The 23,459-nt window shown below is 73.1% G+C and carries 28 protein-coding genes, 1 tRNA gene and 1 pseudogene; 14 read left to right on the top strand and 16 right to left on the bottom strand.

What is annotated here, in order from left to right; genetic code table 11:
• The first annotated feature begins 243 nt into the window (after positions 1-243).
• Positions 244-1,611 (top strand): globin domain-containing protein, encoded by a 1,368-nt coding sequence (locus tag ACZ303_RS26005; RefSeq protein ID WP_467342840.1) that lies wholly within the window; start codon positions 244-246, stop codon positions 1,609-1,611.
• Positions 1,608-1,814: a DUF5988 family protein gene (locus ACZ303_RS26000; RefSeq protein WP_467342838.1), complete on the top strand. Its 207-nt coding sequence runs from the start codon at positions 1,608-1,610 to the stop codon at positions 1,812-1,814. The genes ACZ303_RS26005 and ACZ303_RS26000 overlap by 4 nt, the downstream gene beginning before the upstream one ends.
• Before the next feature lie 54 nt (positions 1,815-1,868).
• Here the strand turns inward: ACZ303_RS26000 and ACZ303_RS25995 are convergent, their stop codons facing one another.
• Genes ACZ303_RS25995 through ACZ303_RS25985 form a run of 3 tightly spaced genes read right to left on the bottom strand, consistent with a single transcriptional unit; the run spans position 1,869 to position 3,515 of the window.
• The gene (locus ACZ303_RS25995; RefSeq protein ID WP_467342836.1) at positions 1,869-2,084 is read right to left on the bottom strand and encodes a hypothetical protein; all 216 of its coding nucleotides are present in this window, start codon (positions 2,082-2,084) and stop codon (positions 1,869-1,871) included.
• Entirely contained in the window at positions 1,991-2,662 is a 672-nt protein-coding gene (locus tag ACZ303_RS25990) for a maleylpyruvate isomerase family mycothiol-dependent enzyme (protein ID WP_467342835.1), read from the bottom strand. The genes ACZ303_RS25995 and ACZ303_RS25990 overlap by 94 nt, the downstream gene beginning before the upstream one ends.
• Positions 2,663-2,717: 55 nt before the next feature.
• Complete coding sequence (locus ACZ303_RS25985) at positions 2,718-3,515, bottom strand: VOC family protein (protein WP_467342833.1); 798 nt, start codon at positions 3,513-3,515, stop codon at positions 2,718-2,720.
• Positions 3,516-3,690: 175 nt separating this feature from the next.
• Between ACZ303_RS25985 and ACZ303_RS25980 the strand changes: the two genes are divergently transcribed.
• Positions 3,691-3,822 carry a DUF6126 family protein gene (locus tag ACZ303_RS25980; RefSeq protein WP_467342832.1) on the top strand — a complete coding sequence of 44 codons (132 nt, stop codon included), beginning with the start codon at positions 3,691-3,693 and terminating at the stop codon, positions 3,820-3,822.
• Positions 3,823-3,850: 28 nt separating this feature from the next.
• Here ACZ303_RS25980 and ACZ303_RS25975 read toward each other — a convergent pair whose 3' ends face one another.
• Entirely contained in the window at positions 3,851-4,831 is a 981-nt protein-coding gene (locus ACZ303_RS25975) for an AraC family transcriptional regulator (RefSeq protein ID WP_467342830.1), read from the bottom strand.
• An 89-nt stretch (positions 4,832-4,920) separates the two neighbouring features.
• On the opposite strand from ACZ303_RS25975, the gene ACZ303_RS25970 reads away from it, so the two are divergent.
• Together ACZ303_RS25970 and ACZ303_RS25965 are read left to right on the top strand one after the other, a co-directional pair.
• On the top strand, positions 4,921-5,766 hold the full coding sequence (locus tag ACZ303_RS25970) for an NmrA family NAD(P)-binding protein (RefSeq protein WP_467342829.1): 846 nt from the start codon (positions 4,921-4,923) through the stop codon (positions 5,764-5,766).
• Positions 5,767-5,880: 114 nt separating this feature from the next.
• Complete coding sequence (locus ACZ303_RS25965; RefSeq protein ID WP_467342827.1) at positions 5,881-6,477, top strand: HhH-GPD-type base excision DNA repair protein; 597 nt, start codon at positions 5,881-5,883, stop codon at positions 6,475-6,477.
• A gap of 21 nt (positions 6,478-6,498) precedes the next feature.
• Here ACZ303_RS25965 and ACZ303_RS25960 read toward each other — a convergent pair whose 3' ends face one another.
• The gene (locus ACZ303_RS25960; protein ID WP_467342826.1) at positions 6,499-7,197 is read right to left on the bottom strand and encodes a B3/B4 domain-containing protein; all 699 of its coding nucleotides are present in this window, start codon (positions 7,195-7,197) and stop codon (positions 6,499-6,501) included.
• Positions 7,198-7,335: 138 nt separating this feature from the next.
• On the opposite strand from ACZ303_RS25960, the gene ACZ303_RS25955 reads away from it, so the two are divergent.
• From ACZ303_RS25955 to ACZ303_RS25945, 3 genes are all read left to right on the top strand, one after another.
• The gene (locus ACZ303_RS25955; RefSeq protein WP_467342824.1) at positions 7,336-7,938 is read left to right on the top strand and encodes a helix-turn-helix domain-containing protein; all 603 of its coding nucleotides are present in this window, start codon (positions 7,336-7,338) and stop codon (positions 7,936-7,938) included.
• Positions 7,939-8,166: 228 nt separating this feature from the next.
• A complete protein-coding gene (locus ACZ303_RS25950) occupies positions 8,167-8,463 on the top strand; it encodes a type II toxin-antitoxin system VapB family antitoxin (RefSeq protein WP_003986294.1) in 297 nt (98 codons plus the stop codon).
• Positions 8,464-8,587: 124 nt separating this feature from the next.
• On the top strand, positions 8,588-9,298 hold the full coding sequence (locus ACZ303_RS25945) for a LytR C-terminal domain-containing protein (protein ID WP_467342823.1): 711 nt from the start codon (positions 8,588-8,590) through the stop codon (positions 9,296-9,298).
• Positions 9,299-9,380: 82 nt separating this feature from the next.
• Here ACZ303_RS25945 and upp read toward each other — a convergent pair whose 3' ends face one another.
• Positions 9,381-10,016 carry a uracil phosphoribosyltransferase gene (gene upp, locus ACZ303_RS25940; protein WP_467342822.1) on the bottom strand — a complete coding sequence of 212 codons (636 nt, stop codon included), beginning with the start codon at positions 10,014-10,016 and terminating at the stop codon, positions 9,381-9,383.
• Between the two features lie 224 nt (positions 10,017-10,240).
• Between upp and ACZ303_RS25935 the strand changes: the two genes are divergently transcribed.
• From ACZ303_RS25935 to ACZ303_RS25920, 4 genes are all read left to right on the top strand, one after another.
• Positions 10,241-10,477, top strand: a complete 237-nt coding sequence (locus tag ACZ303_RS25935; protein WP_467342821.1) for a hypothetical protein — start codon at positions 10,241-10,243, stop codon at positions 10,475-10,477.
• Positions 10,478-10,631: 154 nt separating this feature from the next.
• A complete protein-coding gene (locus ACZ303_RS25930) occupies positions 10,632-11,177 on the top strand; it encodes a tRNA adenosine deaminase-associated protein (protein ID WP_467342820.1) in 546 nt (181 codons plus the stop codon).
• Between the two features lie 34 nt (positions 11,178-11,211).
• A complete protein-coding gene (tadA, locus tag ACZ303_RS25925; protein WP_467342818.1) occupies positions 11,212-11,721 on the top strand; it encodes a tRNA adenosine(34) deaminase TadA in 510 nt (169 codons plus the stop codon).
• A 67-nt stretch (positions 11,722-11,788) separates the two neighbouring features.
• Positions 11,789-11,878: transfer RNA gene (locus ACZ303_RS25920), tRNA-Ser, on the top strand.
• Between the two features lie 89 nt (positions 11,879-11,967).
• Here the strand turns inward: ACZ303_RS25920 and ACZ303_RS25915 are convergent.
• On the bottom strand, positions 11,968-13,197 hold the full coding sequence (locus tag ACZ303_RS25915; protein WP_467342817.1) for a helix-turn-helix domain-containing protein: 1,230 nt from the start codon (positions 13,195-13,197) through the stop codon (positions 11,968-11,970).
• Between the two features lie 370 nt (positions 13,198-13,567).
• Here ACZ303_RS25915 and ACZ303_RS25910 point away from each other — a divergent pair.
• A pseudogene (locus ACZ303_RS25910) lies at positions 13,568-14,296 on the top strand (AfsR/SARP family transcriptional regulator); the annotation flags it as partial.
• A gap of 14 nt (positions 14,297-14,310) precedes the next feature.
• Here ACZ303_RS25910 and ACZ303_RS25905 read toward each other — a convergent pair.
• Together ACZ303_RS25905 and ACZ303_RS25900 are read right to left on the bottom strand one after the other, a co-directional pair.
• Positions 14,311-15,150: a thioesterase II family protein gene (locus ACZ303_RS25905; protein ID WP_467342816.1), complete on the bottom strand. Its 840-nt coding sequence runs from the start codon at positions 15,148-15,150 to the stop codon at positions 14,311-14,313.
• An 81-nt stretch (positions 15,151-15,231) separates the two neighbouring features.
• Positions 15,232-16,551 (bottom strand): MFS transporter, encoded by a 1,320-nt coding sequence (locus ACZ303_RS25900; RefSeq protein ID WP_467342815.1) that lies wholly within the window; start codon positions 16,549-16,551, stop codon positions 15,232-15,234.
• 96 nt (positions 16,552-16,647) lie between these two features.
• On the opposite strand from ACZ303_RS25900, the gene ACZ303_RS25895 reads away from it, so the two are divergent.
• The gene (locus tag ACZ303_RS25895; RefSeq protein ID WP_467342814.1) at positions 16,648-17,223 is read left to right on the top strand and encodes a CGNR zinc finger domain-containing protein; all 576 of its coding nucleotides are present in this window, start codon (positions 16,648-16,650) and stop codon (positions 17,221-17,223) included.
• 13 nt (positions 17,224-17,236) lie between these two features.
• Here the strand turns inward: ACZ303_RS25895 and ACZ303_RS25890 are convergent, their stop codons facing one another.
• The 7 genes from ACZ303_RS25890 to ACZ303_RS25860 are packed head-to-tail and all read right to left on the bottom strand — an operon-like array spanning position 17,237 to position 23,456.
• Entirely contained in the window at positions 17,237-17,749 is a 513-nt protein-coding gene (locus tag ACZ303_RS25890) for a flavin reductase family protein (protein WP_467342812.1), read from the bottom strand.
• 26 nt (positions 17,750-17,775) lie between these two features.
• On the bottom strand, positions 17,776-19,332 hold the full coding sequence (locus tag ACZ303_RS25885; protein WP_467342810.1) for an amino acid adenylation domain-containing protein: 1,557 nt from the start codon (positions 19,330-19,332) through the stop codon (positions 17,776-17,778).
• The gene (locus ACZ303_RS25880) at positions 19,322-20,239 is read right to left on the bottom strand and encodes a hypothetical protein (RefSeq protein ID WP_467342809.1); all 918 of its coding nucleotides are present in this window, start codon (positions 20,237-20,239) and stop codon (positions 19,322-19,324) included. Before ACZ303_RS25880 ends, ACZ303_RS25885 begins: the two co-directional genes overlap by 11 nt.
• A complete protein-coding gene (locus tag ACZ303_RS25875; protein WP_467342807.1) occupies positions 20,236-20,877 on the bottom strand; it encodes a 4'-phosphopantetheinyl transferase family protein in 642 nt (213 codons plus the stop codon). The genes ACZ303_RS25880 and ACZ303_RS25875 overlap by 4 nt, the downstream gene beginning before the upstream one ends.
• Positions 20,874-21,995, bottom strand: coding sequence for an acyl-CoA dehydrogenase family protein (locus ACZ303_RS25870; RefSeq protein ID WP_467342806.1), 1,122 nt, complete (start codon positions 21,993-21,995; stop codon positions 20,874-20,876). Before ACZ303_RS25870 ends, ACZ303_RS25875 begins: the two co-directional genes overlap by 4 nt.
• Positions 21,988-23,181 carry an acyl-CoA dehydrogenase family protein gene (locus tag ACZ303_RS25865; RefSeq protein WP_467342804.1) on the bottom strand — a complete coding sequence of 398 codons (1,194 nt, stop codon included), beginning with the start codon at positions 23,179-23,181 and terminating at the stop codon, positions 21,988-21,990. The genes ACZ303_RS25870 and ACZ303_RS25865 overlap by 8 nt, the downstream gene beginning before the upstream one ends.
• A complete protein-coding gene (locus tag ACZ303_RS25860; protein WP_467342803.1) occupies positions 23,178-23,456 on the bottom strand; it encodes a phosphopantetheine-binding protein in 279 nt (92 codons plus the stop codon). The genes ACZ303_RS25865 and ACZ303_RS25860 overlap by 4 nt, the downstream gene beginning before the upstream one ends.
• Positions 23,457-23,459 lie beyond the last annotated feature (3 nt).

Here is a 23,459-nt window from a genome sequence, read left to right as displayed (position 1 = left end):
CACCGAGCCCGGACGACTCCCGGGAGACAGGGGCCGTGGGGACAGTCCACACCCGCCGCGCGCGTGGCCGGGAGGGCCGAACGGCCCTGGGGATAGGGCCGTTCGGTCCCCGGACCCCGGTGCCACACTGACGTGTCCCGCCCGCCGGACGGGACCGGTGCGTCGTGTGGGCCCGCCCGCCGGGCCCCCATCGGCACGACGCGCCGCACAACGCGCCGCGCCCCCGTGAGGAGTCGCCGACCCGTGACCCCCGTCAACGCCAAGTACCACGCGCTGCTCGCCCGGCACGACGCGATGCGGCTCCGTCGGCAGCTGCTCGGCCCGGGAAGCCCGGGAGCCGCGAGGAGCCCGGGAGCCGCGGCGGACGTGGCGCGGCCATACGACGGCGCCGCCGACCAGCTGATCATCGCTCAATACCTCGAAGCGGTTTCGCCCTTCGAGGACTTGATCGCCCACCTCTACGACGCGATGTTCGAGCAGTGGCCCTTCCTCCGGTCGCTCTTCCCCGAGTCGATGGAGTTCCAGCGCAGGCACCTGGCCCACGCCTTCCGGTACCTGATCGAGAACCTGCACCGCCCGGACGAGGTGGCCTCGACCTTCACCCGCCTCGGCCGCGACCACCGCAAGCTCGGTGTGCGGCCCGCGCACTTCCGCACCTTCGAGGCCGCCCTGTGCAAGGCCCTGCGCCGCACGGCGGGGCCGCGCTGGCACGAGGACATGGAACGGGCCTGGCTGCGCATGCTGCGCTTCGCCGTGGCGGCCATGGTCGAGGGCGCCGAGGCCGCGCTCGCCGAACCCCCCTCCTGGCAGGCCACCGTCACCGCGCACGAACTACGGGGCCCCGGCCTCGCCGTCCTGCGCGTCCGTGCGCACGAGCCCTACCCCTACCGCGCCGGTCAGTTCGCGTCCGTGGCCTCGCCGCTGCTGCCGCAGGCATGGCGGCAGTACGCGATCGCCCGCGCGCCCCGGCCGGACGGCGAACTGGAGTTCCACGTACGGCGGACGGGCACGGGCGGGGTGAGCGAGGCCCTCGTGGCGCACACGCGCCCCGGGGACACGCTGCGCCTCGGCCCGGCGGGCGGGACGACGACGCTCGACGGCGACCTCACCCGCGACCTCCTGATGGTGGCGGGCGACACCGGCTGGGCCGCCGTCAAGGCGTTGCTGGAGGAGCTGGCCACCCGCCGCACGGGCGGCCGGACCGTGAGCCTCTTCCTCGGCGCCCGCGATCGGGCCGGGCTCTACGACGCCGACGCCGTGGCGGACCTGGAGCGCCGCCGCCCGTGGCTGCGCGTGTTCCCCGTGCTCGGCGTCGGCCCCGGGGCCGACCCCTACGGCCCGCTGGCCGAGGCCGTGGCGCGGCACGGCGACTGGTACGAGCACCTCGCCTACGTCAGCGGTCCGCCCTCGATGGTCGGCGCCACGGTGGCCCGCCTCGCCGACCATCACCTGCCGGCCACCCGGATCCGCCACGACCCGTTGCCGGACGCCCCGTCCCCCGCCGCCCACTCCGTGCGGGAGCTCGAACCGGCCGATTCCCGTCCGCCGGGCCGGCCCTCGGCGCGTCGGGCGGCCGTCGGGGCCGCCCGACGGGAAGACTGGGGTCCATGAGCCGTGGTGCCAGAGCATTTCTCGAGGGCGGGCCGGACGACCTGCCCGCCCGGATCGTCGACATCACCCCGCCCGGGGTCGAGTTGAAGATCCCGTTCCGTGGCGGGTACGAGCACTTCAAGGTCACGTCACGCCATCGCGACACCGACGAGGGCCGGTTGATCGTCTTCGAGTGGTGGGAGCGCACGGAGATCGCCGAGTAGCGGCGCGGGCGGGCCCGGATCGCGGTGCGGTCCGGGCCTTTTCGTACGCTCATCTCACTTACGCAGCCAGTGGCCGGCGCCCTCCAGCCAGGAGTCGAGCAGCCGCGCGTCGCCGAGGATCTCGACGCCCGCTCCGCGTGCGGGCCGCCGCCGGTACATGAGGAGCACCAAGTCGGTCAGCGGGCCCCGGGCGGTGGCCGTGGCGGCCCTCTCCTCGTCCGCGCGGCGGCAGGTGATGGCGTCGCCGGTGAGGTCGACCAGCCACCCCACGGCCGCGTCGGTGGCCCGGACGTGGAGGGTGCGGCCGGCCCGAGCAGTTCACGCCGGCGCTCCTCGGACGCGTAGGCCTGCGGCAGGGTGCCGAACCCCAGCCACTCGTCGACGGCGTCGGCGGCGACCTCCGCGTCCAGGGCGTACTCCGCGCCGACGGCCCAGGTCGCGTCGGCCCGGTGGACGGCCGTCTCGTGCGCCATGCGGCGGGCCCAGAACGCCGGGGTCCCGCCCGGGGCCACGGTCCACACCGGCGCGTCCGGGCCGGCGGCGCCCAGGGTGTCCGCCAGCCGCGCGGCGCCCTCGGCGAGCCAGGCGCCGAGGGCGGCGGGGTCCTCGTCGGTACGGGCGGGGACGTCGTCGACCAGCGCGTCGGAGACGGGCCCGGTCGCCCGGGTCCCCACGATCGTCTCGGTCCAGCGGTGGGTGGCGCCGACATGGCGCAGCAGCTGCCCGAGGTTCCAGCCGGGGCAGGAGGGCACCGTGGTCGCCGGGTCCGCACCCTTGACCTGGTTCCTCAACAGGTCGGTCTGGGCGATGATTTCGGCGCGGTGGCGTTCGAAGCTCAGACGGGTCATGGCGGTCACGGTAGACCCGCCGACCGGATCGGGGCACCGCCGGACCCGGGGGCCGTCAGGCCGCGTCCGCCATGTTCGGCATGTCGCCCACCGTCGTGTTCATGTCGATCACGGAGAACGCCGCGCCCTGCGAGTCGGTCAGCGCCGCGAAGCGGCCGAACGGGCTGTCCATGGGCCCGAACTTCAGCTCGCCGCCGAGCGCCGTCGCCTTCTCGACGGTCCGGTCGCAGTTGTCGGCCGCGAAGAAGATGTTGATGTACGGAGGGATCTCGGGCGGGAATTCGTCCGTCATCGCCATGCGGCCGAGGACGGTGTTCTCACCGAGGTTGAAGACCTTGAAGTCGACGGCGTCGTCGTCCATGCGCTGCGTCCTGTACGGGAACACGGCGGGGAAGAAGGCGTCCGACTTCTCGGGGGTGCGGGTGAAGATCTCGGCCCAGACGACCGAGCCCGGAATGCCGCGCGCCTCGAAGCCCTCGTGGGTGCCCGCCTGCCAGACGCCGAAGGTGACGCCGCCGGGGTCGCCGGCGAGCACCATCGAGCCGAAGTCGCCGACCTGCATCGGCCCCATCAGCACCTCGCCCTCGTTGTCGCGGATCTTCCGCGCGGTCGCCTCTGCGTCCGGCGAGGCGAAGTACAGGCACCAGGACGGCTGCCCCTCCTGGCCCGGCATCGGCGGGACGACGGCGGCGACCGCCTTGCCGTCCGCGTACGCCCGCGTGTAATTGCCGAACTCCGAGGCGCTCTCGCCGAAGGTCCAGCCCATTACGTCACCGTAGAAACGCTTGGCCCCCTCCAGGTCGGTGAACATCGCGTCGGCCCAGCACGGTGTGCCCTCTGGTTGCACGGCCATGGCCCTGACTCCCTCCGATCGGGCGAACAGTCCCGTTTGTCACGCTAGCCAGTCATCGGCGAATGCGCGCGGGCGAGCGCGTCGCCCCGATAACGGAAAAGCGGACGACGATCCGCGGAGCGTGACGAAAGGCCGCGGACCGTAAACTTGCCGCATTCCGAGCAAGGGAGACGGTGTGGCCGCCGAGAGCGAGAAATGGCAGCAGAGACAGGTCGCTCTGCGGGTGCTCGTCTACGTCTTCATCACCCACCTCTTCGCCGGATTCATCTGGCTTTTGTTCTACGTCGGCGGGCACGCCGACAAGTGAGGGGCGAGGAAGGCCGCGGGCCCGGTGCTCAGGACCGCATTTCCGAGGAAGGCGGGACCGTCATCGCGGGAATTCCCTCCCCGGGCGGCGGCGAGGCCGTCATCGCGGCCCGGTGCGCGCTCGGGCTCGTACCCCGTACGCGCTTGAAGGCCGCGCTGAAGCCGAAGGCGTCCGCGTAGCCGACCCGCCGGGCGACGGCCGCGACGCTCGCGCCGGGCTCGGCCAGCAGGTCCGCGGCCAGGGCCATGCGCCAGTCCGTGAGGTAGCCGAGCGGGGGCTCGCCGAGCAGGTCGTTGAAGCGCTTGGCGAAGGTGGAGCGGGAGACGCCCGCCTCCCCGGCCAGCTCCGCCAGCGTCCACGGCCGGGCGGGTGCCTCGTGCATGGCGCGCAGGGCAGGGCCCACGACGTCGTCGCCGAGCGCGCGGTACCAGGCGGGCGGCTCCGCCTCGGCCCGGTCGAACCAGTCCCGCAGGGTGCACACCAGCAGCCAGTCCAGCAGCCGGTCGACCACGATCTGCCGCCCGGGGCGGAGCGTGACCAGCTGCGATTCCAGATACGTGCGCATCCCCGAACAGTCGTGGTCGTCCGGCACGACGACCACCGGCGGCAGCACGCGCAACAGCCGGCGCGGCACCTCCGCCCGTACGCGATAGGCGCCGGCCATCAGCACCGTCCGGCCGTCCACGTCCTCCTGCCCGGGTGGTGCCGCGCAGCGCACGTCGCGCGTCAGCCCGGGGCGGCTCGCGGAGGCGGGGTCGTCGGCGAACACGAACGGCGCGGGGCCGCGCACGATCGCCGCGTCGCCGACGCGTATGCGGCGCGGCTCGCCGTTCCCGCCGGCGCCGTCGCCGTCGCCCGGGATGATCCAGCCCTCGCCGCGCAGGGGCACGCACAGCGTCAGGAACGCGTCGCCGGTGAAGCGCAGCGCCCACGGCGGGCGGAGCACCGAGCCGCTGAACAGGGCGCCGTTGGCGCGTACGCCTCGCAACAGATCGTCAAACGGGTCCATGGCCTCACGATATGCGGCTCGTACGCACGCACATGGGCCGCGGACGGACGGCCATGGTCCGTGGCCCCGCGGGCGGCTTGGCTGGGCACATGACGACTTACGCGAAGGACAAGGGCGCCGTACTCGTACTCGGCGCGACGGGCAAGACCGGGCGCCGCGTGGTGGCGCGGCTGCGTGTGGACGGCGTGGCCGTACGGGCCGCGTCCCGCTCCGGCGAGGTGCGCTTCGACTGGGCGGACCCGGCGGGCTGGGCGGCCGCCCTGACGGGTGTCTCGGCGGTCTATCTCATCGCCTCCGACGAACACCCGCACGCCGTCGGTGACTTCACCGCGCTGGCGGTGGCCTCCGGCGTCCGCCGGTTCGTGGTGCTGTCGGGGCGCGGCATCGACTTCGTCGGGAAGGACTTCGGGGCGGGCATGGTCGCGGCGGAGCGGGCCGTGCGCGAGAGCGGCGCGGAGTGGTCGGTCATCCGCCCCAACAACTTCAACCAGAACTTCCACGAGGACCTGTGGCACCAGCCGCTCAGGGACGGCCATCTGGCCCTGCCGATCGGTGATGTGGCGGAGCCGTTCGTCGACGTCCACGACATCGCGGAGGTCGCGGCGGTCCTCCTGACCCGGGACGGGCACGCCGGGCGGATCTACGAGCTGTCGGGCCCGCGCGGGCTGACGTTCGCCGCGGCGGTCGAGATCATGTCCCGGGCGGCGGGCCGCCCCATGACGTACGCCGAGCTGACCCCGGAGCAGTACGCGACGGAGCTCCGCACCGCCGGCGTCCCCGAGCCCGGCGTGAAGGCCATGGGCGCCCTCTTCGCGCTCCACCGCACGGGCCGCACCTCGGAGCCGGTGGACGGGGTCCGGCAGGTGCTCGGCCGGGAGCCGGTCGACTTCGCCACGTATGCCGCTCGCGCGGCGGCGGAGGGCGTCTGGTCGTGAGGGCGAGGGGGCGCGAGCCGGTCGGTGCCCCGGGCGCGGGGGCCTCGGGGCACCGGGCGCCGGCCCTCCGCGTGGGGGCGTGCCGCCCGCCCGACGCGGGGTGATCATCGGGGGATGGACATCTCCCTTCGCCTCGCCCAGCAGCCCGAGGCCGACGAACTGCTCGGCCGCAGCCCGCTCGCGGCGCTGGTCGGCATGTTGCTGGACCAGCAGGTCCCCATGGAGTGGGCGTTCTCCGGCCCGTACACGATCGCGCGGCGGCTGGGGCGCGACGACCTGGACGCGCACGAGATCGCCGCCCACGACCCCGACGCCTTCGCCGCCCTGCTGTCGGACAAGCCCGCCGTGCACCGCTACCCCGGGTCGATGGCCAAGCGGATCCAGCAGCTCTGCCAGTACCTGGTCGAGCACTACGGCGGTGACGCGAGCGCCGTGTGGCGCGACGCCGGCACGGGCGAGGAGCTGCTGGAGCGGCTGAAGGCGCTGCCGGGCTTCGGCGAGCAGAAGGCCCGGATCTTCCTGGCGCTGCTGGGCAAACAGCTCGGCGTCACGCCGCCCGGCTGGCGGGAGGCGGCCGGGGCGTACGGCGAGGAGGGTGCGTACCGCTCGGTGGCGGACATCACCGGCCCCGAGTCGCTCACCAAGGTGCGGGAGCACAAGCAGGAGATGAAGCGGGCGGCCAAGGCGGCGAAGGCCACGAAGAAGGGCTGACCCTCGCCTTCCCGCCTGGGCTCAGCGGACCAGGCGGGTCACCGCGCGCAGTTGGGGGGCGCGCTCGCGCAGGCGGGCGAGGAGGTCGTCGGCCGCCGCGTCGAGGGCCTCGAAGGGCATGGGGTCGAGCCGTTCGAGGAGGAAGAGGGCGCCGGTCGACTCCTCGGTGATGCGCGTGCGAACGCACTGGCGGTGGTTCCAGCGGCGGCAGGTGACGCCGAGGTCGTCGCGCCAGACGACCTCGCCCGGCTCCGGGTGCTCGACGGCCGGCTCGCCGGCGGCGACGGTGTCGAACGCCTCGGTGCCGTCCGCCCGGATCAGGCGCGGGGCGCCGGCGTACGCGTGGAGGTCCTCGCCGCCGATGGGGAGGCGGTGGGCGACGGAGACGGCGTTGTAGACGTCGACGAGCAGATTGACCTCGGGCAGCCCGGCGGCGGCGCGGCGGGCCAGGGCCTCGGCGCTGTTGCGGGTACGGCCGGGCTTGGCGCCGAAGGCGCTGTACGCCTGCCGCCAGGCGGCGATGTGCGGCTCGGCGGTGACGTCGCCGAGGTCGGCGGCGGTCGCGGCGGCGTCCTTGAGCAGGCCGCGCGACCAGGCGTCCGTCGGTCCCGTCGGCAGGCCGTCGGCGGCGATCACCAGCACGGCGAAGTCGGGTCGCAGCTCGTGCACGGCCGCGTCGACCCGTACGCTCGCGGCCACCGCGTCGAGATCCAGGGACATGGGACACCCACTTCTGTCGGTCGGTTCAATGAGATGGACGGTAGCATCGACCGACCGGCGGCGAGCCCGAAAGATCATGAAGATCGCGGGGCTCGTGCGAGCCGGCGGATCAGCAGGGATGACGGGCGGAGGATGGGCATGAACGGCGGCACCTCAAGTCGACCTGGCGACCGGTCCACGACAGACGACCGGTCCGTCATGGAGGCCGTCGCCGCCCGCGCCCGCGCGCTGCGCAAGGAGCGCGGCTGGAGCCTCGACGCGCTGGCGGCCCGCGCGCATGTCAGCAAGGGCATGCTCGTCGCGCTGGAGAACGGGCGCTCCAACCCCAACCTCGCCACCCTCATCCGCCTCTGCGACGCCTTCGCCGTCCCCCTGACCGACCTCCTCCAGCAGCCCGCCGCGCCGCTCCTCCAGCCCTCGGCCCCCGAGGAGCAGCCGGTGCTCTGGACCGGGCCCGCGGGCGGCAGGGGCACGCTCCTGACCGGCGCCGCGCAGCCGGTGGGCGCCGAGCTGTGGCACTGGCGCCTCGCGCCCGGCGAGGAGCACCACAGTGAGGCGCACGTCGCGGGCACGGTGGAACTGCTCCATGTGCTGCGCGGCACCCTCACCGTCACGGTCGGCGGCCAGGAGGCGGTGCTGCCGCCCGGGCACGGCCTGCGCATGGCGGGCGACCATCCGCACGGCTACGCCAATCGCACCGACGCGCCGGTCGAGTACACGGGCGTGGTGCTCGTACCGTGATGGCTCGTACGCGGTGCGCCGCGGCGTCGCCGAAGGTTCCTCCGTCCACAGCCTGTGCATAAGGTTCGCGCCGCGCCGACGCACCGTCCAGACCGGCCGGCAGGCTCGATACGGCGGCCGGAAACCGGCCCTCGGCCCGGGCATCACTCCCGGTATGCGGCCGATTGTCGCCTTCGCACTCCCGCGCCGTGGCTGCGCTCGGAGCCGGTTGCCCGGTAGGCTTTCCGTGTGATCTTCAAGCGCATCGGAAACGGGCGGCCGTACCCCGACCACGGCCGGGAGAGCACCCGGCAGTGGGCGGACGTCGCCCCCCGCCCGGTGCGTCTCGACCAGTTGGTGACCACCAAGCAGCAGCTCGACCTGGAGACGCTGCTGGCGGAGGACTCGACCTTCTACGGCGACCTCTTCGCCCACGTCGTGAAGTGGCAGGGCGACCTCTATCTGGAGGACGGCCTGCACCGCGCGGTGCGCGCCGCGCTCCAGCAGCGCCAGGTGCTGCACGCACGCGTGCTCGAACTGGGCTGATCCCACCCTCGCGGCGGGCCCCACGAGGCCCTTTCGCAGCCGTTGTTCGGCCTTTCGGGTTGGCGCGCGCCAACCCATTGATCATCTAGTAGGCATCGGCTCCGCCCGGCACTACGCTGCGCCCATGAGCATGCTCACCCCTCCCGGCATGGGCGGAAAGTACCGCATCACGGGCAATCGTTTCCCGCACATGCGCCGCCCCAGAAATCGCCGCAGGATCGTGCTCGCCGTGGTGTCCGCGACCGCCGCGCTCGCGCTGGCCGGATGGGGCACGCTCCAGCTCGTCGACGTCTTCTCCGGCGGCGCCGGGGAGACGACGCAGGCGGCGCACGGCAAGGGCGCGAAGGGCACCAAGAGCGGCAAGGGCGACTGCAAGGCCGTGCCCGCGGCACTGCCGAAGCCCGACGAGATCACCGTCAACATCTACAACGCCACCCCGCGCGGCGGCCTCGCCAAGACCACCGCGGACGAACTGCGCAAGCGCGGATTCAAGATCGGCAAGGTGGGCAACGCCCCGGCCCTCTACGACAAGAAGGTGGCCGGCACCGCCCTGCTCCTGGGCCCGCCGGAGGCCACCGAAGGGGCGTTGAAGGTCCTCGGCACCCAGATCGGCGGGACCGAGGTCAAGAACGACCAGCGGTCGGCCGGGGACGTCGACCTGATCATCGGCGCGGAGTTCAAGGAGCTCGCGCCCCGGCAGGACGCCGACAAGGCCCTCACCGAGATCGGCGGTCAGCCCCACCCGGTGGAGCCGGAGAAGTCGGAGAGCCCGGAGGACCGGGAGAAGCGGGAGCAGCAGCAGAAGAAGCCGGAGCCGCCGCCCGCGAAGTGCTGAGCACGCCCCGGACGCGGGTACGGACCGGCCATCCGGCCGGCCCGTACCCGCGTCCTGTCGTTCGTGTCCGCGCGGTGTGCGCTCAGCCCGCGGTGCCGTACATGCGGTCGCCCGCGTCGCCGAGGCCCGGCACGATGTAGCCGGCCTCGTTGAGGCGCTCGTCCACGGAGGCGGTGACGACGGTCACCGGGGCGCCCGCGAGCTCGCGCTCCATGACCTCGACGCCCTCGGGGGCGGCGAGCAGGCAGATGGCGGTGACGTCGTCCGCGCCGCGCTGGATCAGCTCGTTGATCGCCGCGACGAGCGTGCCGCCGGTGGCGAGCATCGGGTCCAGGACGTAGACCTGGCGGCCCGAGAGGTCCTCCGGCATCCGCGTGGCGTAGGTCTCCGCCTTGAGCGTCTCCTCGTTGCGGATCATCCCGAGGAAGCCGACCTCGGCGGTCGGCAGCAGCCGGACCATGCCGTCGAGCATGCCGAGACCGGCGCGCAGGATCGGCACCACCAGGGGGCGGGGGTGGGACAGCTTGACGCCGGTGGTCGCCGTGACCGGGGACTCGATGTCCACCTGCTCGGTGCGCACGTCGCGCGTCGCCTCGTACGCGAGCAGGGTGACCAGCTCGTCGCTGAGACGCCGGAAGGTGGGGGAGTCGGTGCGCTTGTCGCGCAGCGTGGTGAGTTTGTGCGCCACCAGCGGGTGGTCGACGACGTGGATCCGCATGACATCGACATTAACCGAGCTTTCGGGCACCAGCTCCCGCGCGGTCGCCGTCGGCCTCTGTGAGCCGCGTTTTCGCGGGCTCTCCGTGTGCCTTCCGCGTCCCCCGCGACAGTCTGTCGCCGCACTGGCATCAAACCACCACTTGGGGGGAAAGTGGGCACGTACGCCCGGTCTGGAGGCAGTCAGCGGCCGGGCGAGGACCTCGGCACGAGGTGGTGCTGCCCATGACCGACCGGGAGACCCACGAGAAATCGGACCTGACGGACCACACGGAACCCGGAACCCCGACGGGCCGCATGAGCTCCGCGGGGGCGGAGAGCGACTCCGAGCGCCGGCGCAGACGCGCCCAGTTCCTCCGCGAGCTCAACGAGGCGAAGGAACTGCGCGAGAGGGTGCAGCCGCGCCGGGCCCGGGCCGCCCGGATGCGCCAACAGATGCGGATGCGGACCTTCCGCTGGTGACACGCCCGTACCCGAAGACGCCCGTACGGCCCCCGCGTGAGGCACATCTCTTCGGACTGCCGCACGACGCAGCGCGGAAGACCTCTCGCGACGGCGAGGTTTCTGCCACGATTCCGAGTGGGCGGGGTGGTCCCCGTCCGACCCGGCACCGCCTATGACCAGTGGGAGAGTCACGGTGTACTTCGCCGCACTGCTCGCGCGCACCGAAGACGGGTGGCAAGCGAGCGACACAGAACTCGACAACGTGGAAACCCTGTCCGACCTCGCCGACCTGGCCCGCGGGTCCTCGGTCGACGACGACACGGTCCTGGTGCTCATCGAGCAGGAGGACGCCTGGTTCGGTGTCGTCCGGGTGGACGGCGAGGACGATCCCCGCGTCTATCTCTCGGACGCCGCCGCCGCCAGCCGCAACGCCTACGGGGCGCTGCTCGCCGACGAGCTGCTCGGCCGGGAGGCCGAGACCGGTCTGGACAGCCTCCCGGACCTGGACGGCACGGAGGACGGCGAGCCGGAGGCGGACGAGGACGACACCGCCGCCGGGGAGGCCGCCGAGCCGGTGCCGGCCGGGCCGCTGGGCGACAGCCAGGTCCTGGCCGACCTCGGGGTGAGCGAGGAGCAGCTGCGCTCGCTCGACGGGGACGCGCTGAGCTTCATCGCGGACCAGCTCGACTGCACCGAAGTCCTGGAGGCCGTCCGCTGACGGCCCGCCCGGCGCGGTCACGCACACTGGTGCGATGAACGACGCCGTCCCCGGCCGGCCGGCCCCCCGGCCCGAGCCCGTACGCGACCCCGTACGGGACCCCTGGCGCGCCCCGATGCGGGCCGCCCTGGCGGAGGCCGTACGGGCCCCGGACACCGGCGACGTCCCGGTCGGCGCCGTGGTGCTGGGTCCGGACGGCTCCGTCATCGGTCGCGGCCGCAATGAGCGCGAGGCCACCGGCGACCCCACCGGGCACGCCGAGGTCCTCGCCCTCCGCGAGGCCGCCCGGGCGGTCGGCGAGTGGCGGCTGACCGGCTGCACGCTCGTCGTGACGCTGGAGCCCTGCACGATGTGCGCGGGGGCGATCGTCCTCTCCCGCGTGGACCGCGTCGTCTACGGCGCGGTCGACGAGAAGGCGGGCGCCGCCGGCTCCCTGTGGGACGTCGTCCGCGACCGCCGCCTCAACCACCGCCCCGAGGTCGTGTCCGGCGTCCTCGCGGACGACTGCGCCGCCCTCCTCACGGCTTTCTTCCGCACCCGCTGACCCCCGCCGGGGCCTGTCTCGGGAACCGATTTCAGAGCACGGCCCAACGTCCGCTAAGCTCTCTCTCGGTAGCGTGTCCGAGCGGCCTAAGGAGCACGCCTCGAAAGCGTGTGTGGGGGCAACTCCACCGTGGGTTCAAATCCCACCGCTACCGCCAGCACACCCCTTCATTCGCGGAAACGCGAGTGGAGGGGTGTTGTGCTTTCCCGGCGACCCTCCCCGGCGGCCCTTCCGCGGCCCCCGGCGTCAGCCCGCCGTGCGGGTCTTGGCGAGGGTCTCCGCGAGGACCCGCCAGATCTCCGCCGCCAGGTCCATGTTGCCGGCCTCCTGGGCGTGCTGGGCGAGGTTCAGCAGGCGGGTGGCGCCGGTGGCGGCCTGGCCTTCGGTGATCAGCAGGCGGTTGTGGAGGCTGTCCAGGCGGGTGCGGTCGCGGTAGGTGAGGTGGAGGTCGCCGCGGCTGAGGCGTTCGCAGAGGGTACGGGCCTGGTCGGTCCTGCCCTCGTGGAAGGCGAGGTGGGCCTGGAGCGACATGAGCTCCTGGAGGAGGTCCGGCGTTCCCATGAGGGCGAGGGCGTGCTCGGCCTCCCGCAGGCGGATGCGGGCGGCCGCGCCGTCCGGGGGGCTCAGCCGCAGGTAGAGGGAGGCGGCGGCGAGGCGCAGGCGGACCCAGGCCGTGAGATCCGACCGGCTGTCCAGTTGGCACAGGGCCTGTTCCAGCAGGCCCCTGGCGGCGGTGTGATCGCCTTGGCGGGTGCGTACGGCGGCGGCCGTCCAGAGGGCCTCGGCGCGCAGGGCGTCCGACTGGCCCTTCGCCAGGGCGCACAGCTCGTCCGCGCGGTCGCCGGCGTCGCGCAGGCGGCCGGCCTCCACCTGGACCGAGACCAGGGTCAGCAGGGCCACCAAGGTCTCGCGGTCCGGGAGTCGGTACTCCTGGCACAGGGCGTGGGCGGTCGCCGCGTACTGCGAAGCGCGGGCCACCTCGCCGAGCGAGCACAGGCAGCCGGCCAGCCGGGTGAGGGCACGCACCTGGAGCTCCGTCAGGCCGACGTCGTCGCCCAGCTCGACGAGCTGTTCCAGATGGACCCGCTCGGCGACGCGCTCGCCGCGCCGCCGCTTCAGCTCCGCCAGCAGCCAGACCGCCTGCCAGCGCAGGGCGGGGTCCTCCTCGCGCGTGCGCGGCAGGACGTCGGCGAGGGCCTCGACGGCCTCGTCCGTGCCGGCCGAGGCGGCGATCGTCAGCGCCTGCGCCAGCGAACCGCACGGGGCGGGGCGGAACGGCTCGTCGAAGACGGACGCCGGGACGCCCAGCCGCTCCGCGAGATAGGCCGCGGCCCGCTCCGTGGGATGGCGCTCCGCCGACTCCAGGCGCGAGACGTACCCGGTCGACATGCCGTCACCGGCGAGTTTGGCCTGCGAGAGGCCGCGCTCCGCCCGCAGAGCCTTGAGCCGGCGCCCGAAAAACGGCTGTTCCAGCATCGATGCATCCCAGAGATTGAACGGATGAGGGGGCCCTGTGCCCTAGCCGATCCATCTCCCCCTGGCAATACCTTGCCTGATTTATCAACAACATTGCCAAGGGAAAGCGGAATTGGTAATTCACAAGTCGAGCTCTCAGGCAAACCGTTGCCAAGCTGTGATGCCTTGGCCTAGTCTTGTGGCAACTCGATCCTGTGACTGAACGGAACTGTTCCGTCCTCCACGTGAGGACGTCATCTTCGCTTCTCTTTCACGGCCCGAAAGGCGGCACGATGTCCGCATCATCGGCACGTTCCAGAACCTCCGGTCCACTCCCCTCCTTATTTCCGGGTATCATATCCACCCCCCTCAGCGGTGCGCAGGGCAATCGATGAAATTCAGTGTGCTCGGTCCATTGGCAGTACTGGACGATGATTCTCCGCAACTGCCGTCCGCACCCAAGACCCGCCAGCTCCTCGCATTGTTCCTGTTCAATGCAAACGCACCCGTATCCGTATACCAGTGCATCGAGGAGTTGTGGGGCGAGGAAGCACCTCCCACCGCTCTGCAGAGCATTCACACCCGCATACTCCAGATCAGGAAGTTCCTCGCGCATTCCCTCACCCCGCGGGAGGTCAAGCGCGTCCTCGTCACCGGGAACCACAGCTATACGCTCCGGATCGGGCCGGGCGAGCTCGACCTGCACGACCTCGAACGGCAGCTGCGCGGTGTCCGCGCCGCGGAGGCCGCGGGCGACGACCGCGTGCTGTCCCTGGCGCTGCGGGACGCGCTGGACCTCTGGCACGGCCCGGTGCTCGCCGACGTCTCCCCCGGCCTGCGGCTCCAGCCGCACCTCACCCGGCTGGAGGAACAGCGGCTCACGCTCCGGGAGAAGTGCATCGACGCCGAGCTGCGCCTCGGCATGCACCAGGAGCTGCTCCATGAGCTGAGCAGCCTGATCGTGCAGTACCCGACGCATGAGAATTTCCAGGCGCAGCACATGGTCGCGCTCTACCGCTCGGGACGTGTCGCGCAGGCCCTGGAGTCCTATCGGACGCTGCGCGACCGGCTGGTGAGCGAAGTGGGCATCGAACCCTCGCTGCCGCTCCGCGCATTGCAGGCGGAAATCCTCTCTCAGTCGGCCGGCGATGAGTCCGCGCTCGATTCGCACGTGCGGTCCGTGCTGCCCGTGCGGTCCCCGGAGTTACCGGGTGAATTCGCGAGGAGCCTGTCGACGGCGCGTACGAGATCGCTCTCGCTGTCCTGCAAGTAGAAGTGCCCGCCGGGGAAGGACGTGATGGCCGCGGCCCGGGATGAATAGCGGGCCCATTCCTCGAACCTGCCCGCGACCGCGTCGTCGTCCGCCACCCCGTGGTAACCGGTGAGCGGGCAGGTCAGCGTCCGTTCCGCGGACCCAGTCAGCCGGTACGTCTCGATGAGGCGGTAATCGGCGCGGATGGCCGGCAGCAGCAGTTCTCTGAATTCCGGGTGGGCGAGGATGGCGCTGTCACCGGCGCCGGCCTCGACCACCGCCTCCGCCAGGACGTCGTCCGCTTCGAGGTGGAGGGTGCCCTGGCCCAGGCGGTGCGGGGGCGCGATGCCCGACACGATCAGGTGCGCGAGCGTGATGCCGTGCTCGTGCTCCAGCAGCCGGGCCGTCTCGTACGCGATGGTGGCGCCCATGCTGTGGCCGAAGAGCGCCAGCGGGCGGTCGGCCAAGGACGACAGCACCTCGGCCAGTTCGCGCGCCATGTCGGGCATGGCCGTGATGCAGGGGTCGGCGATCCTCTCCTGGCGTCCGGGGTAGCAGACGGCGACGACCTCGATCTCCGGGGAGAGGTGGTCCGGCCAGTCGCGGAAGAACGTCGGCGCTCCGCCGGCGTGCGGCAGGCAGACCAGCCTCATCCGCGCGGCGGGGTTCCGGCTGTAGTGCCGGAGCCACGTCTCCTGACGCGACTCCTGTGTGATCTCCATGCGGGCTCTGTCCTCCCTCTCCTTCAGTGATCCCGGTGGTCCCGGAGGTCCCGGAGATCCCAGGGGTGCGATACGTCGTCGTCAGGTCTTCACATCGCCGGTCGTGAGGTCGCCGGCCTTCGGCTCTTCCGGGTTCAGGGACTGCGTCGGGAGGTAGCGGAAGAACGGGAGCACGATCGCCGCCGTGATCACCGCGAAGACCGCGAACGTGACCCGCATCCCGAACCACTGGGCCAGCACGCCCGCGAGCGCCGAGCCGACCGGCATCGCGCCCCAGCTGAAGAGCCGGGCCGCGGCGTTGTACCGGCCGAGGAGGGCGTCGGGGACCAGGGACTGGCTGATCGTGCGGGAGTTCACCGTCCACAGCACGCCGCCCATGCCGCCGAGGAAGGCCGCCACGGCCACCAGCGGTACGGACGTGGTGACGACGGGGACGGCGACCATGGCGAAGGTGCCGAGGATGTCGGCGAAGAGCGCCCAGCGCCGGCCGAGCACCCGGTTGATCCGGCCGACCGTCAGGGCACCGGCGACGCCGCCGAGCCCGAGGGCGCTCAGCAGCAGCCCGTACTCACTGGAGCTGGCCCCCATCAGCTTGGTGGCGGCGAGCGGGATCAGGGCGAGCCACGCGCCCCAGCAGGAGCACAGGACGGTCAGGGCGAGCGCCATGAACCGCAGGATGGGCTGGTGCCAGAGGAACTTCAGGCCCTGTCCGATCTCCTGGTGCACCGAGGCCCGCGGCGTGTCCGGGGCGCTCGGGCGGAACCGGCCGATCAGCAGGACGAGCATCAGCGCGCCGGCCGCGTAGGCGGCGCCCGTCGTGCCGAGCGCGACCGCGGCACCGGCCGCCAGGAGCAGCCCTCCGACGAGCGGCCCGGCGAATTCGTTGCAGACGGTCTCCGCGCCGGCGACCCAGGCGTTGGCCTTCTCGCGGCCCTCCTCGGGCACGGCGGTCGGCACGAGCGAGGTCGCCGCCGTGAGCGCGACGACTTCGGCGACGCCGAGCACCAGGCCGCACCCGTACAGCAGCGGGATGCTGATGCCGTCGGCGGCCATCGCGGCCAGCAGGACCAGGACCGAGGCCGTGCGGACAACGTCGGCCAGCCAGAGCAGCCGCCGCCGGTCGAAGCGGTCGACGAGGACGCCGACGTAGAGGGAGACCAGCAGCCACGGCAGGGTGAGGGTGACCGCCACGCCCGACACCTGGAGCGGCGAGTCCGTCACCCGGGTCGCCAGCAGTGGCAGCGCGACCTTGGTGACGCCGTCCGCCAGATTGGTCAGGGCGGTGAACGCCACGAGTACGTAGGTGTTGCGCATGCCGCGCGAGGGCGAAGGCGGTCCGGGTAAGGGCGCGGCCCCGACGTCCGGCGCCCGCTCGCTCGACAGCGCGCCGTCGGTTGTCATCACGGTCTCCGTTCCTGGCAGCCCCGCCGTCGCGGGGCGTGGCGCTACGATATAACCAGCAAAGCACGTTAGCCAGTGTGAGATGGAGGAATTGCCGTGGATCTCTCCAGGCAGGGCGAGCTGGTGCTGGCGTTCGTCAACACCGTCGACATCGAGGACGGCACCGACGAGCTGAGCACCCCGGACGGTCTCGCCGCCTGGCTGACCTCGGTCGATCTCCTCGACGCCCCGGTCGCCGTCTCCCCGCGCGAGCACGCCCTGGCCACCACCGTGCGGGCGGGGCTGCGCGAGGCGCTGGGCGTGCCGGTGGGCACCGAGCCGGACCCGGAGGCCGTACGGGCGGCGAACGACGCCCTGCGCGGGCTGCCCCTGCGGGTCAGCATCGGACTGCCCGCGGCCGGCGCGGAGGGCGGCGACAGGCCGCTGGTCGGCGAACCCGGCCTCGACCCGGTGCGGCACGCGCTCGCCGCCGTCGCCATCGCCTGGGCGGAGCTGGTCAGTACGGGCGAGAGCCCCCGGCTCAAGCGCTGTCCGGAGTCGACGTGCGGCTGGTGCTTCTGGGACGGCACGAAGAACCGCAACCGCAAGTGGTGCTCGATGCGGGTGTGCGGGAACCGCTCCAAGACCCGCGCCTACGCGGCCCGGCGCCGCCCCGCCGCCGCGCACCGGTGAGGGAGCGGCCCCCTCACTTCGCCAGCCGGTGTCCCGCCCGGCGGTAGAGGACGAGCGGCTCCCCGCCCTCCTCGGCCTCGGCGAGGACCACCGCGCCGATGACCAGGGTGTGGTCCAGCAGCGGCACCACGTGCGTCACGTCGCACACCACGCTCGCCACCGCCCCCGTGAGGACGGGTGCGCCGTGGCGCGGGCTGTGGCCGACGCCGTCGAACCGCCGCGCGGCCTCGGCCGTCGCGAACTGCTCGACCAGATGGCCCTGGTGGGCCGGCAGGACGTTGATGGCGAAGGTCCCCGCCTCGACGACGCGCCGCAGGGTGGCGCTGCCGCTGTGCAGGGAGACCGCCATGCTCGGCGGCTTGTCCGTCAGTGACATCACGGCCGTCGCGGTGCAGCCGGCCGGCCGGTCGTCCTCGTACGCGGTCACCACGGTCACACAGGCGGGAAACCGGGACATGACCTCCCGGAAGTCGTCCCTGGACACGCCGCGGCGTTCCGCGACCGCCGTCGGCAGGTGCGCTGACATGCTGTTCCCCCTCATTGGTTGCCCGGTCACCGGGTGCGGGACCGGGCGGTGACGAGTGCCTGCCGCAGGGCGCGGCGGTCGACCTTCCCGTTGGCGTTGAGCGGCAGCGACTCCAGCACGGCGACCGAGGCCGGGACCATGTAGGCGGGCAGCCGGCCGCGCAGGGCCGTCAGGAGCGCGCCGGTGTCGACGCCGTTCTCCACGCCGCTTGAGGTCACCGTGCAGGCGGCCTCCAGCGTGTGCCCGCCGTCCGGTTGCTCGACCGCCACGACGACCGCGTCCAGCACCCCCGGCCGGTCGCGCAACGCCGCTTCCACCTCGCCGAGTTCGACGCGGTAGCCGTGCACCTTGACCTGGTGGTCCAGCCGCCCGAGGTGGACCAGGCCCGCCTCGCCGACGCGTACCCGGTCGCCCGTGCGGTACCAGTCGCGGTCGGTGAGCGGCTCGCCCGCGCCGACCGGCCGGACGCCGTCGCCCTCGTCCCGCAGGAAGCGGCCTTCGTCGTCGCGCGGGTCGAGGTATCCGGGGAAGCGCTGCGCCCCCCGCACGCACAGCTCCCCCTCCTCGGCGGCCGTCCCGTCCTCGCCCACCACGAGCCGCTCCAGCCCGGGGTACAGCTCGCCGACGGGGACCGTGCCGTTGGCCGGCTCCCACCACTTCGAGCGCTCGGCGGGCAGCCGGTACTGGGCGCAGCTCAGGGTGAGTTCGGTGGGCCCGTAGAGGTTCTCCAGGACGCTGCCGGGGGCGGCCGCGCGCCAGGCGTCGGCCTGGGTGACGGTCAGCGGTTCGCCGCAGAACAGGCTCCAGCGCAGGGTCGGCATGCCACCGGCCGGCAAGCCGCGCAGGCGCGCCGCCAGCGAGATCACCGACGGGACGGAGAACCAGTGGGTGATCTTCTCGCGGTTGACGAACCGGGCCGGTGCGAGCAGGTCGTTGCGGCCGGGGACGACGAGGGTGGCGCCCGAGCCCCAGGTGGCGAAGAGGTCGAAGACCGACAGGTCGAAGGTGAGGTCGAAGGTCTGCGAGACCCGGGAGCCCACGCCGAGTTCGTACCGGTCGATCACGTACGCCAGATAGGCCGCCGCGTTGCGATGGGTGACGGGCACGCCCTTGGGGGTGCCCGTGGAGCCGGAGGTGAAGAGGATGTACGCGGGGTCGCCGGGCTCCGGGCGGCGGCCGGCCGGTGGATCGGCGGCGAGCGGGGAAGCGGGCACCACCACCGGTACGGGCATCTCCGCACCGGCGTGCTCCGGGTCGGCGAGGACCAGGTCGACGTCGGCGGCGGTGGCGATGGTGGTGTTGCGCTCGGCGGGGAACGCGGGGTTCAGCGGGACGACGACGGCGCCGAGGCGCTGGACGGCGAGGTAGCCGGCGTACGCGGTGGCCGTGCGGGCCGCCAGCAGGGCCACGCGCCGGGGGAGCTCGCCGCCCGCGGCCGTGGCGAGGCGGGCGGCGAGCCGCCCGGACAGCGCCTCCAGCTCGGCGTAGGTGAGGGCGTCGCCGTCCACCTCAAGGGCGGTGGCGGCCGGGTGGAGTCGCGCCGAGCGCTCGAACCACTCGTACAGCGTGCGGTCAGGCGACATGGGCCGGGCTCCTCTGCTCCAAGGCCCGGACGGCGTCGACGACCTGGCCGAACGTCTTCTCCACCAGGGCGCGCCGGGGCCTGCCGCGAGCCGCGGAGGCCACGGCGAAGCGCACGGCGCGCGGGAGTTCCTCCCAGGCGGCGGCCGCCTGGGAGGCCGCTTCGGCGTCGCACCGGCCGGCCGCCGTGAGGCGGTCGATCCGGTAGCACTGGTGGCGGCCGACCGTCCAGAGGTCGTCGGCGTGCCGGGCGAGGGCCGCGTCGTCACCGCAGAGGACGCCGGCGAGGTGTTCCAGGGCGGGCAGCAGGCCGCGTATCCAGGTCCCTTCCGGTGCGGCGACAGGCGCGGACTCCGTCCGTTCCAGCCAGCGGTAGGCGGTGTACGGGGGCAGGTCGACGGCTTCGCCGAGTGCGTAGCGGTCGCGCTCGCGGATCTCGGGTGGCACCTCGCCGGGCGGGGTGAGGACGTCGCGCAGTTCGGTGTCCGACAACGGTCCCACGTAAGGGATCTGCTCGCCGTGCGGGGTGAGGGCGGCGAAGCGGTCCTTCGCGAGCCACCTGCCGCCCTTGTGCCCGTGGAGCACGAACCAGTGCGGCGTCGCCGCCTTTTGGCGGGAGGGCGACCACGGCATGTGGAGGGTGTTGCCGACGACGAGGACGCGGCCGTGGCGGGAGAGCTCCCGCTGGAGGGCGTCGCGGGCGGCGGGCCACTCGGGGGCGGACCGGTAGGCGAGTGCGGCGGCGTCGACGCGCGGGTGGTGCGAGAAGGCGAGGGTGCCGTCGGGCAGGTCCGTGCGGACGGACAGGGTGAGTTCCGCCGCCAGGGTGTCCCGGACGGCGGGTTCGTCGCGCTCCAGGTAGTGCACGAGGTTCGCGGTGTAGCAGCTCAGTTCCAGCGCTTCGGTCATGCCGCCTCCGGGCGTGTGTGCCGCATCGGCACAGTGGTGAACGCGCAGCTCAGCGGGGTGGCCGACTGGGTGCGCAAGGTGATCCAGGTGTACGGGCCCCAGGTGCCGGACTCCGTCAGCGGCGCCACGTCGATGGCCCAGGGGGCGCCGGACAGGCCGGTGCCGTCGGCTTTGACGCAGGCTTCCTGCGCGGTCCACACCCAGGTGAACTCCCTGGCCCGGCGCCGCGCCGGCAGCCGGGCCAGTTCGTCGGCCCGCTCGCGGACGCACCGGCGCAGCAGGGAGTCGGCCACGGTCGCGGGGGGATGCTGGACATCGACGCCGACGGTGCGGTGGAGCGCGGCGCAGGCGGCGACGGTGTCGCCGTCGTGGGTGACGCTGATGCCGATGTCCAGGTGACCGGCCAGCTCGGGGCGGCCCTTGGCGGTGTGGACGACGTCGGCGTCCCGGGCCGCGGGGAACCGCTCCGCGAGGAGGGTCCGCAACAGCGCGCGGGCGGCGAGGTGTTCGGCGCGGCGCGGCTCCGCCAGCCGTGCGGCGGCGGCCCGGTCGGCGGGGGTGCACCGGTCCGGCGCGGGATGGCCGTGGCTGAGCGCGACCCACACGCCGGGGGCGGGTTCGAAGCGGAGTCCGGTCATGGCACGAGCTCGTCGAGGACGGCGTCGAAGCGGTCGGCCACGGTGCCCAGGACGACCTCGGTCGTCCCGCCGCCGATGCCGAAGACCTGCGCCTCGGCGCGCAGCCGCTGCACCCCGTCCCGCCCGAAGCCGTCGGCGCCCTGGAGGCGGCCGCACACGGCGAGGACGCGGTCGACGGCGGTGCCGGACGCCGCCTTGAGCAGGGCGGCGGCGGTGGCGTCGCGGTCCGTCGCGATCCGGTGGCTCAGCTGGTTCCACAGGGCGTGCAGGGCGGTGACCTCGACGGCGCAGCCGGCCAGCCGGTCGCGTACCAGCGGGGACCGGGACAGCGGCTCCCCCTCGACCGTACGGTCGCGAAGGCGCCGTTCGGTGTCGGCGAGGACCCTGCGGCACAGGGCGATCGCCCAGGCCGCCGAGGCGAGCCGCTCGGTGGCGATGTGCCGGGCGAACAGGGCGAGCCCCATGCCGGGCCGGCCGACGAGGTGGTCGCGGGGAAGGGTGACGTCCGCGAGCTCGATGTGGCCCAGGCCCGCGCCCTCGAACAGGTCGGTGTCCACGGGCCGTACGGTCACGCCGGGGGCCGACAGGGGAACGAGCACCCAGGTGAAGCTGGTGAAGTGCCGGCCCTCCTTGTGGCGCGCGAGGACCAGCGCGTGCGACGCGGTCAGGGCGGAGGTGACCCAGCGCTTGGTGCCCCGCAGGGTCAGCTTCTCCTCGCCGAGTTCGACCTCGGTGCCCAGGGCGGTCAGGTCGGAGCCCGCGCCCTCGTCGGTGGCGGCGAGGGCGAGCAGCCGCCTGCCGCCGGTCACCTCGGAGAGGATCCGGGCGGCCAGCGGGGAGCGGGCGGCGGCGTCGGCCAGCAGCGGTACGGCCGTGGCGAGCTGGACGCACAGGGCGAGGACGATGCCCTGGCGGCCTCGGGCCTCCGCCCCGGCCAGGAGCCTGCGCAGCGCCAGGGGGTGGAGGTGCCCGGCGGGCAGGTCCGCGTAGAGGCCGGCGAGGATCCCCCCGGCACCCAGGGCCGCGACGACCTGCCGGGCGTCGGCGTCGTCCGGCAGCCCGGCGAGGACCTCGGGGACGTCAGGGATGTCGGGGACCGCCGGCTGGGCGTCAGGCATAGCTCACCCCCGGATCGAGCAGCGCGAGCGAGCCGTCCGCGAGGTGCAGCCGGTCGTTGCTGTAGTTCAGCGGGGCCGAGCGGAGGTCGCGCAGGGCGCGTTCCAGGCCGGTGGGGGAGTTCTTGAGGTAGCCGTGGCGCAGGCCGACGGCGTCGACGAGCTCCTCGACCGCGCGGTGGCACTCCTCGGACGCCGTGATCTTGAGGGCGTTGAGCAGCAGTTGGCACGAGGGGCGGGTGAGGGCGTCGCCGCCGTCCGCCTCGCGCACCACACCGGCGGTGTGCCGCAGCAGCGCGTGCACGGTGTCCAGGCGCTGCCGGGCCCGGGAGAGCCGGGTGAGCAGCAGCTCCGATTCGAGGTCGGCGCTCTTGCGGCCGGCGGGGCTGCGGAGCATGCGCAGGACGCGGGAGAGGGCACCGGTGGCCGTGCCGAGCCAGCTCGCGGACCAGCCGAGGTGGGCCATCGGGCCGAAGGTGTCGAGCACGACGGCGCGGAAGGCGCCGTGCTCGCCGACGACCTGGTGGTCGGGCACGCGGCCGGTGAGCTGGAGGGCCGTGCTGTGGCTGGCGCGCATGCCGAGCGGGTTCCAGTCGCCGGAGGAGGTGACGGTCAGCTGGTCGCGGTGGGCGTAGACGAGCGAGACGCTGTTGGCCGCCTCGGCGTCGGGGCTGCGCATGGTGATGAGGAAGCCGTCGGCGTACTGGCCGCCGGTGACGATGGGCGCGGTCCGGTCGATGACCAGCGTCCCCGGCTCGGCGGCGAGCGGGGAGGTCGCGCTCAGCAGGTGGCCGCCCTTGCCGGCCTCGGTGGTGACCGAGGCGAGGTACAGCTGGTCCGCCGCGACGCGGGGCAGCAGCTCGGCGGCGAGCCTCGGGCCCGCGTGGCGGACGAGCGCCGCGACCTGCTGGCAGTGCATGGTGAAGATCATCGCTACGGACATGTCGGCCCGGCCGAGCGCGATACCGGCGTCGATCATGTCGTCGACGGTGCCGCCGAGTCCCCCGTACTCGACGGGTACCAGCAGGCCCAGCAGGCGCTGCCGCCGCATCTCATCGAGTGCGGCGACGGGGAACTCGGCCTTGTCATCGGTCTGTTCGGCGTGTTTCTCGGCCACGGCGCGCACCTGCTCCACGGCCTCCGCGAAGGGCTTCGGGTGCGCCCGGTCGGACATGGTGCTCTCGCTCACTGGGCATCGGCCCCGGTGAGGACGCCCGTCCCGGGCTCGCCGGACGGCAGGGCGGCCGCGACCGTGCGCCAGAGGTTCCCGGCGGTGCTGAACGTCTGCTCGCTGAGGGCCTCGTCGGGCAGTTCCACCCCGAAGGTGTCCTCGATCGCGAACATCAGCTCGATGGCCTGCATGGAGTCCAGTCCGAGATCGCGCAGCGGCGTCGTGTCCGTGATGGGCTGGTCCTTCAGGAAGGGGAGAAACGGCTTGAGCATCTCGGTGAATCGGGTGTCCATGGA

The sequence above is a fragment of the Streptomyces sp. NPDC023527 genome, from assembly GCF_055560115.1.
Note: the sequence above shows the minus strand (reverse complement) of the source record. Positions and strands in the feature narration are given on the sequence as shown.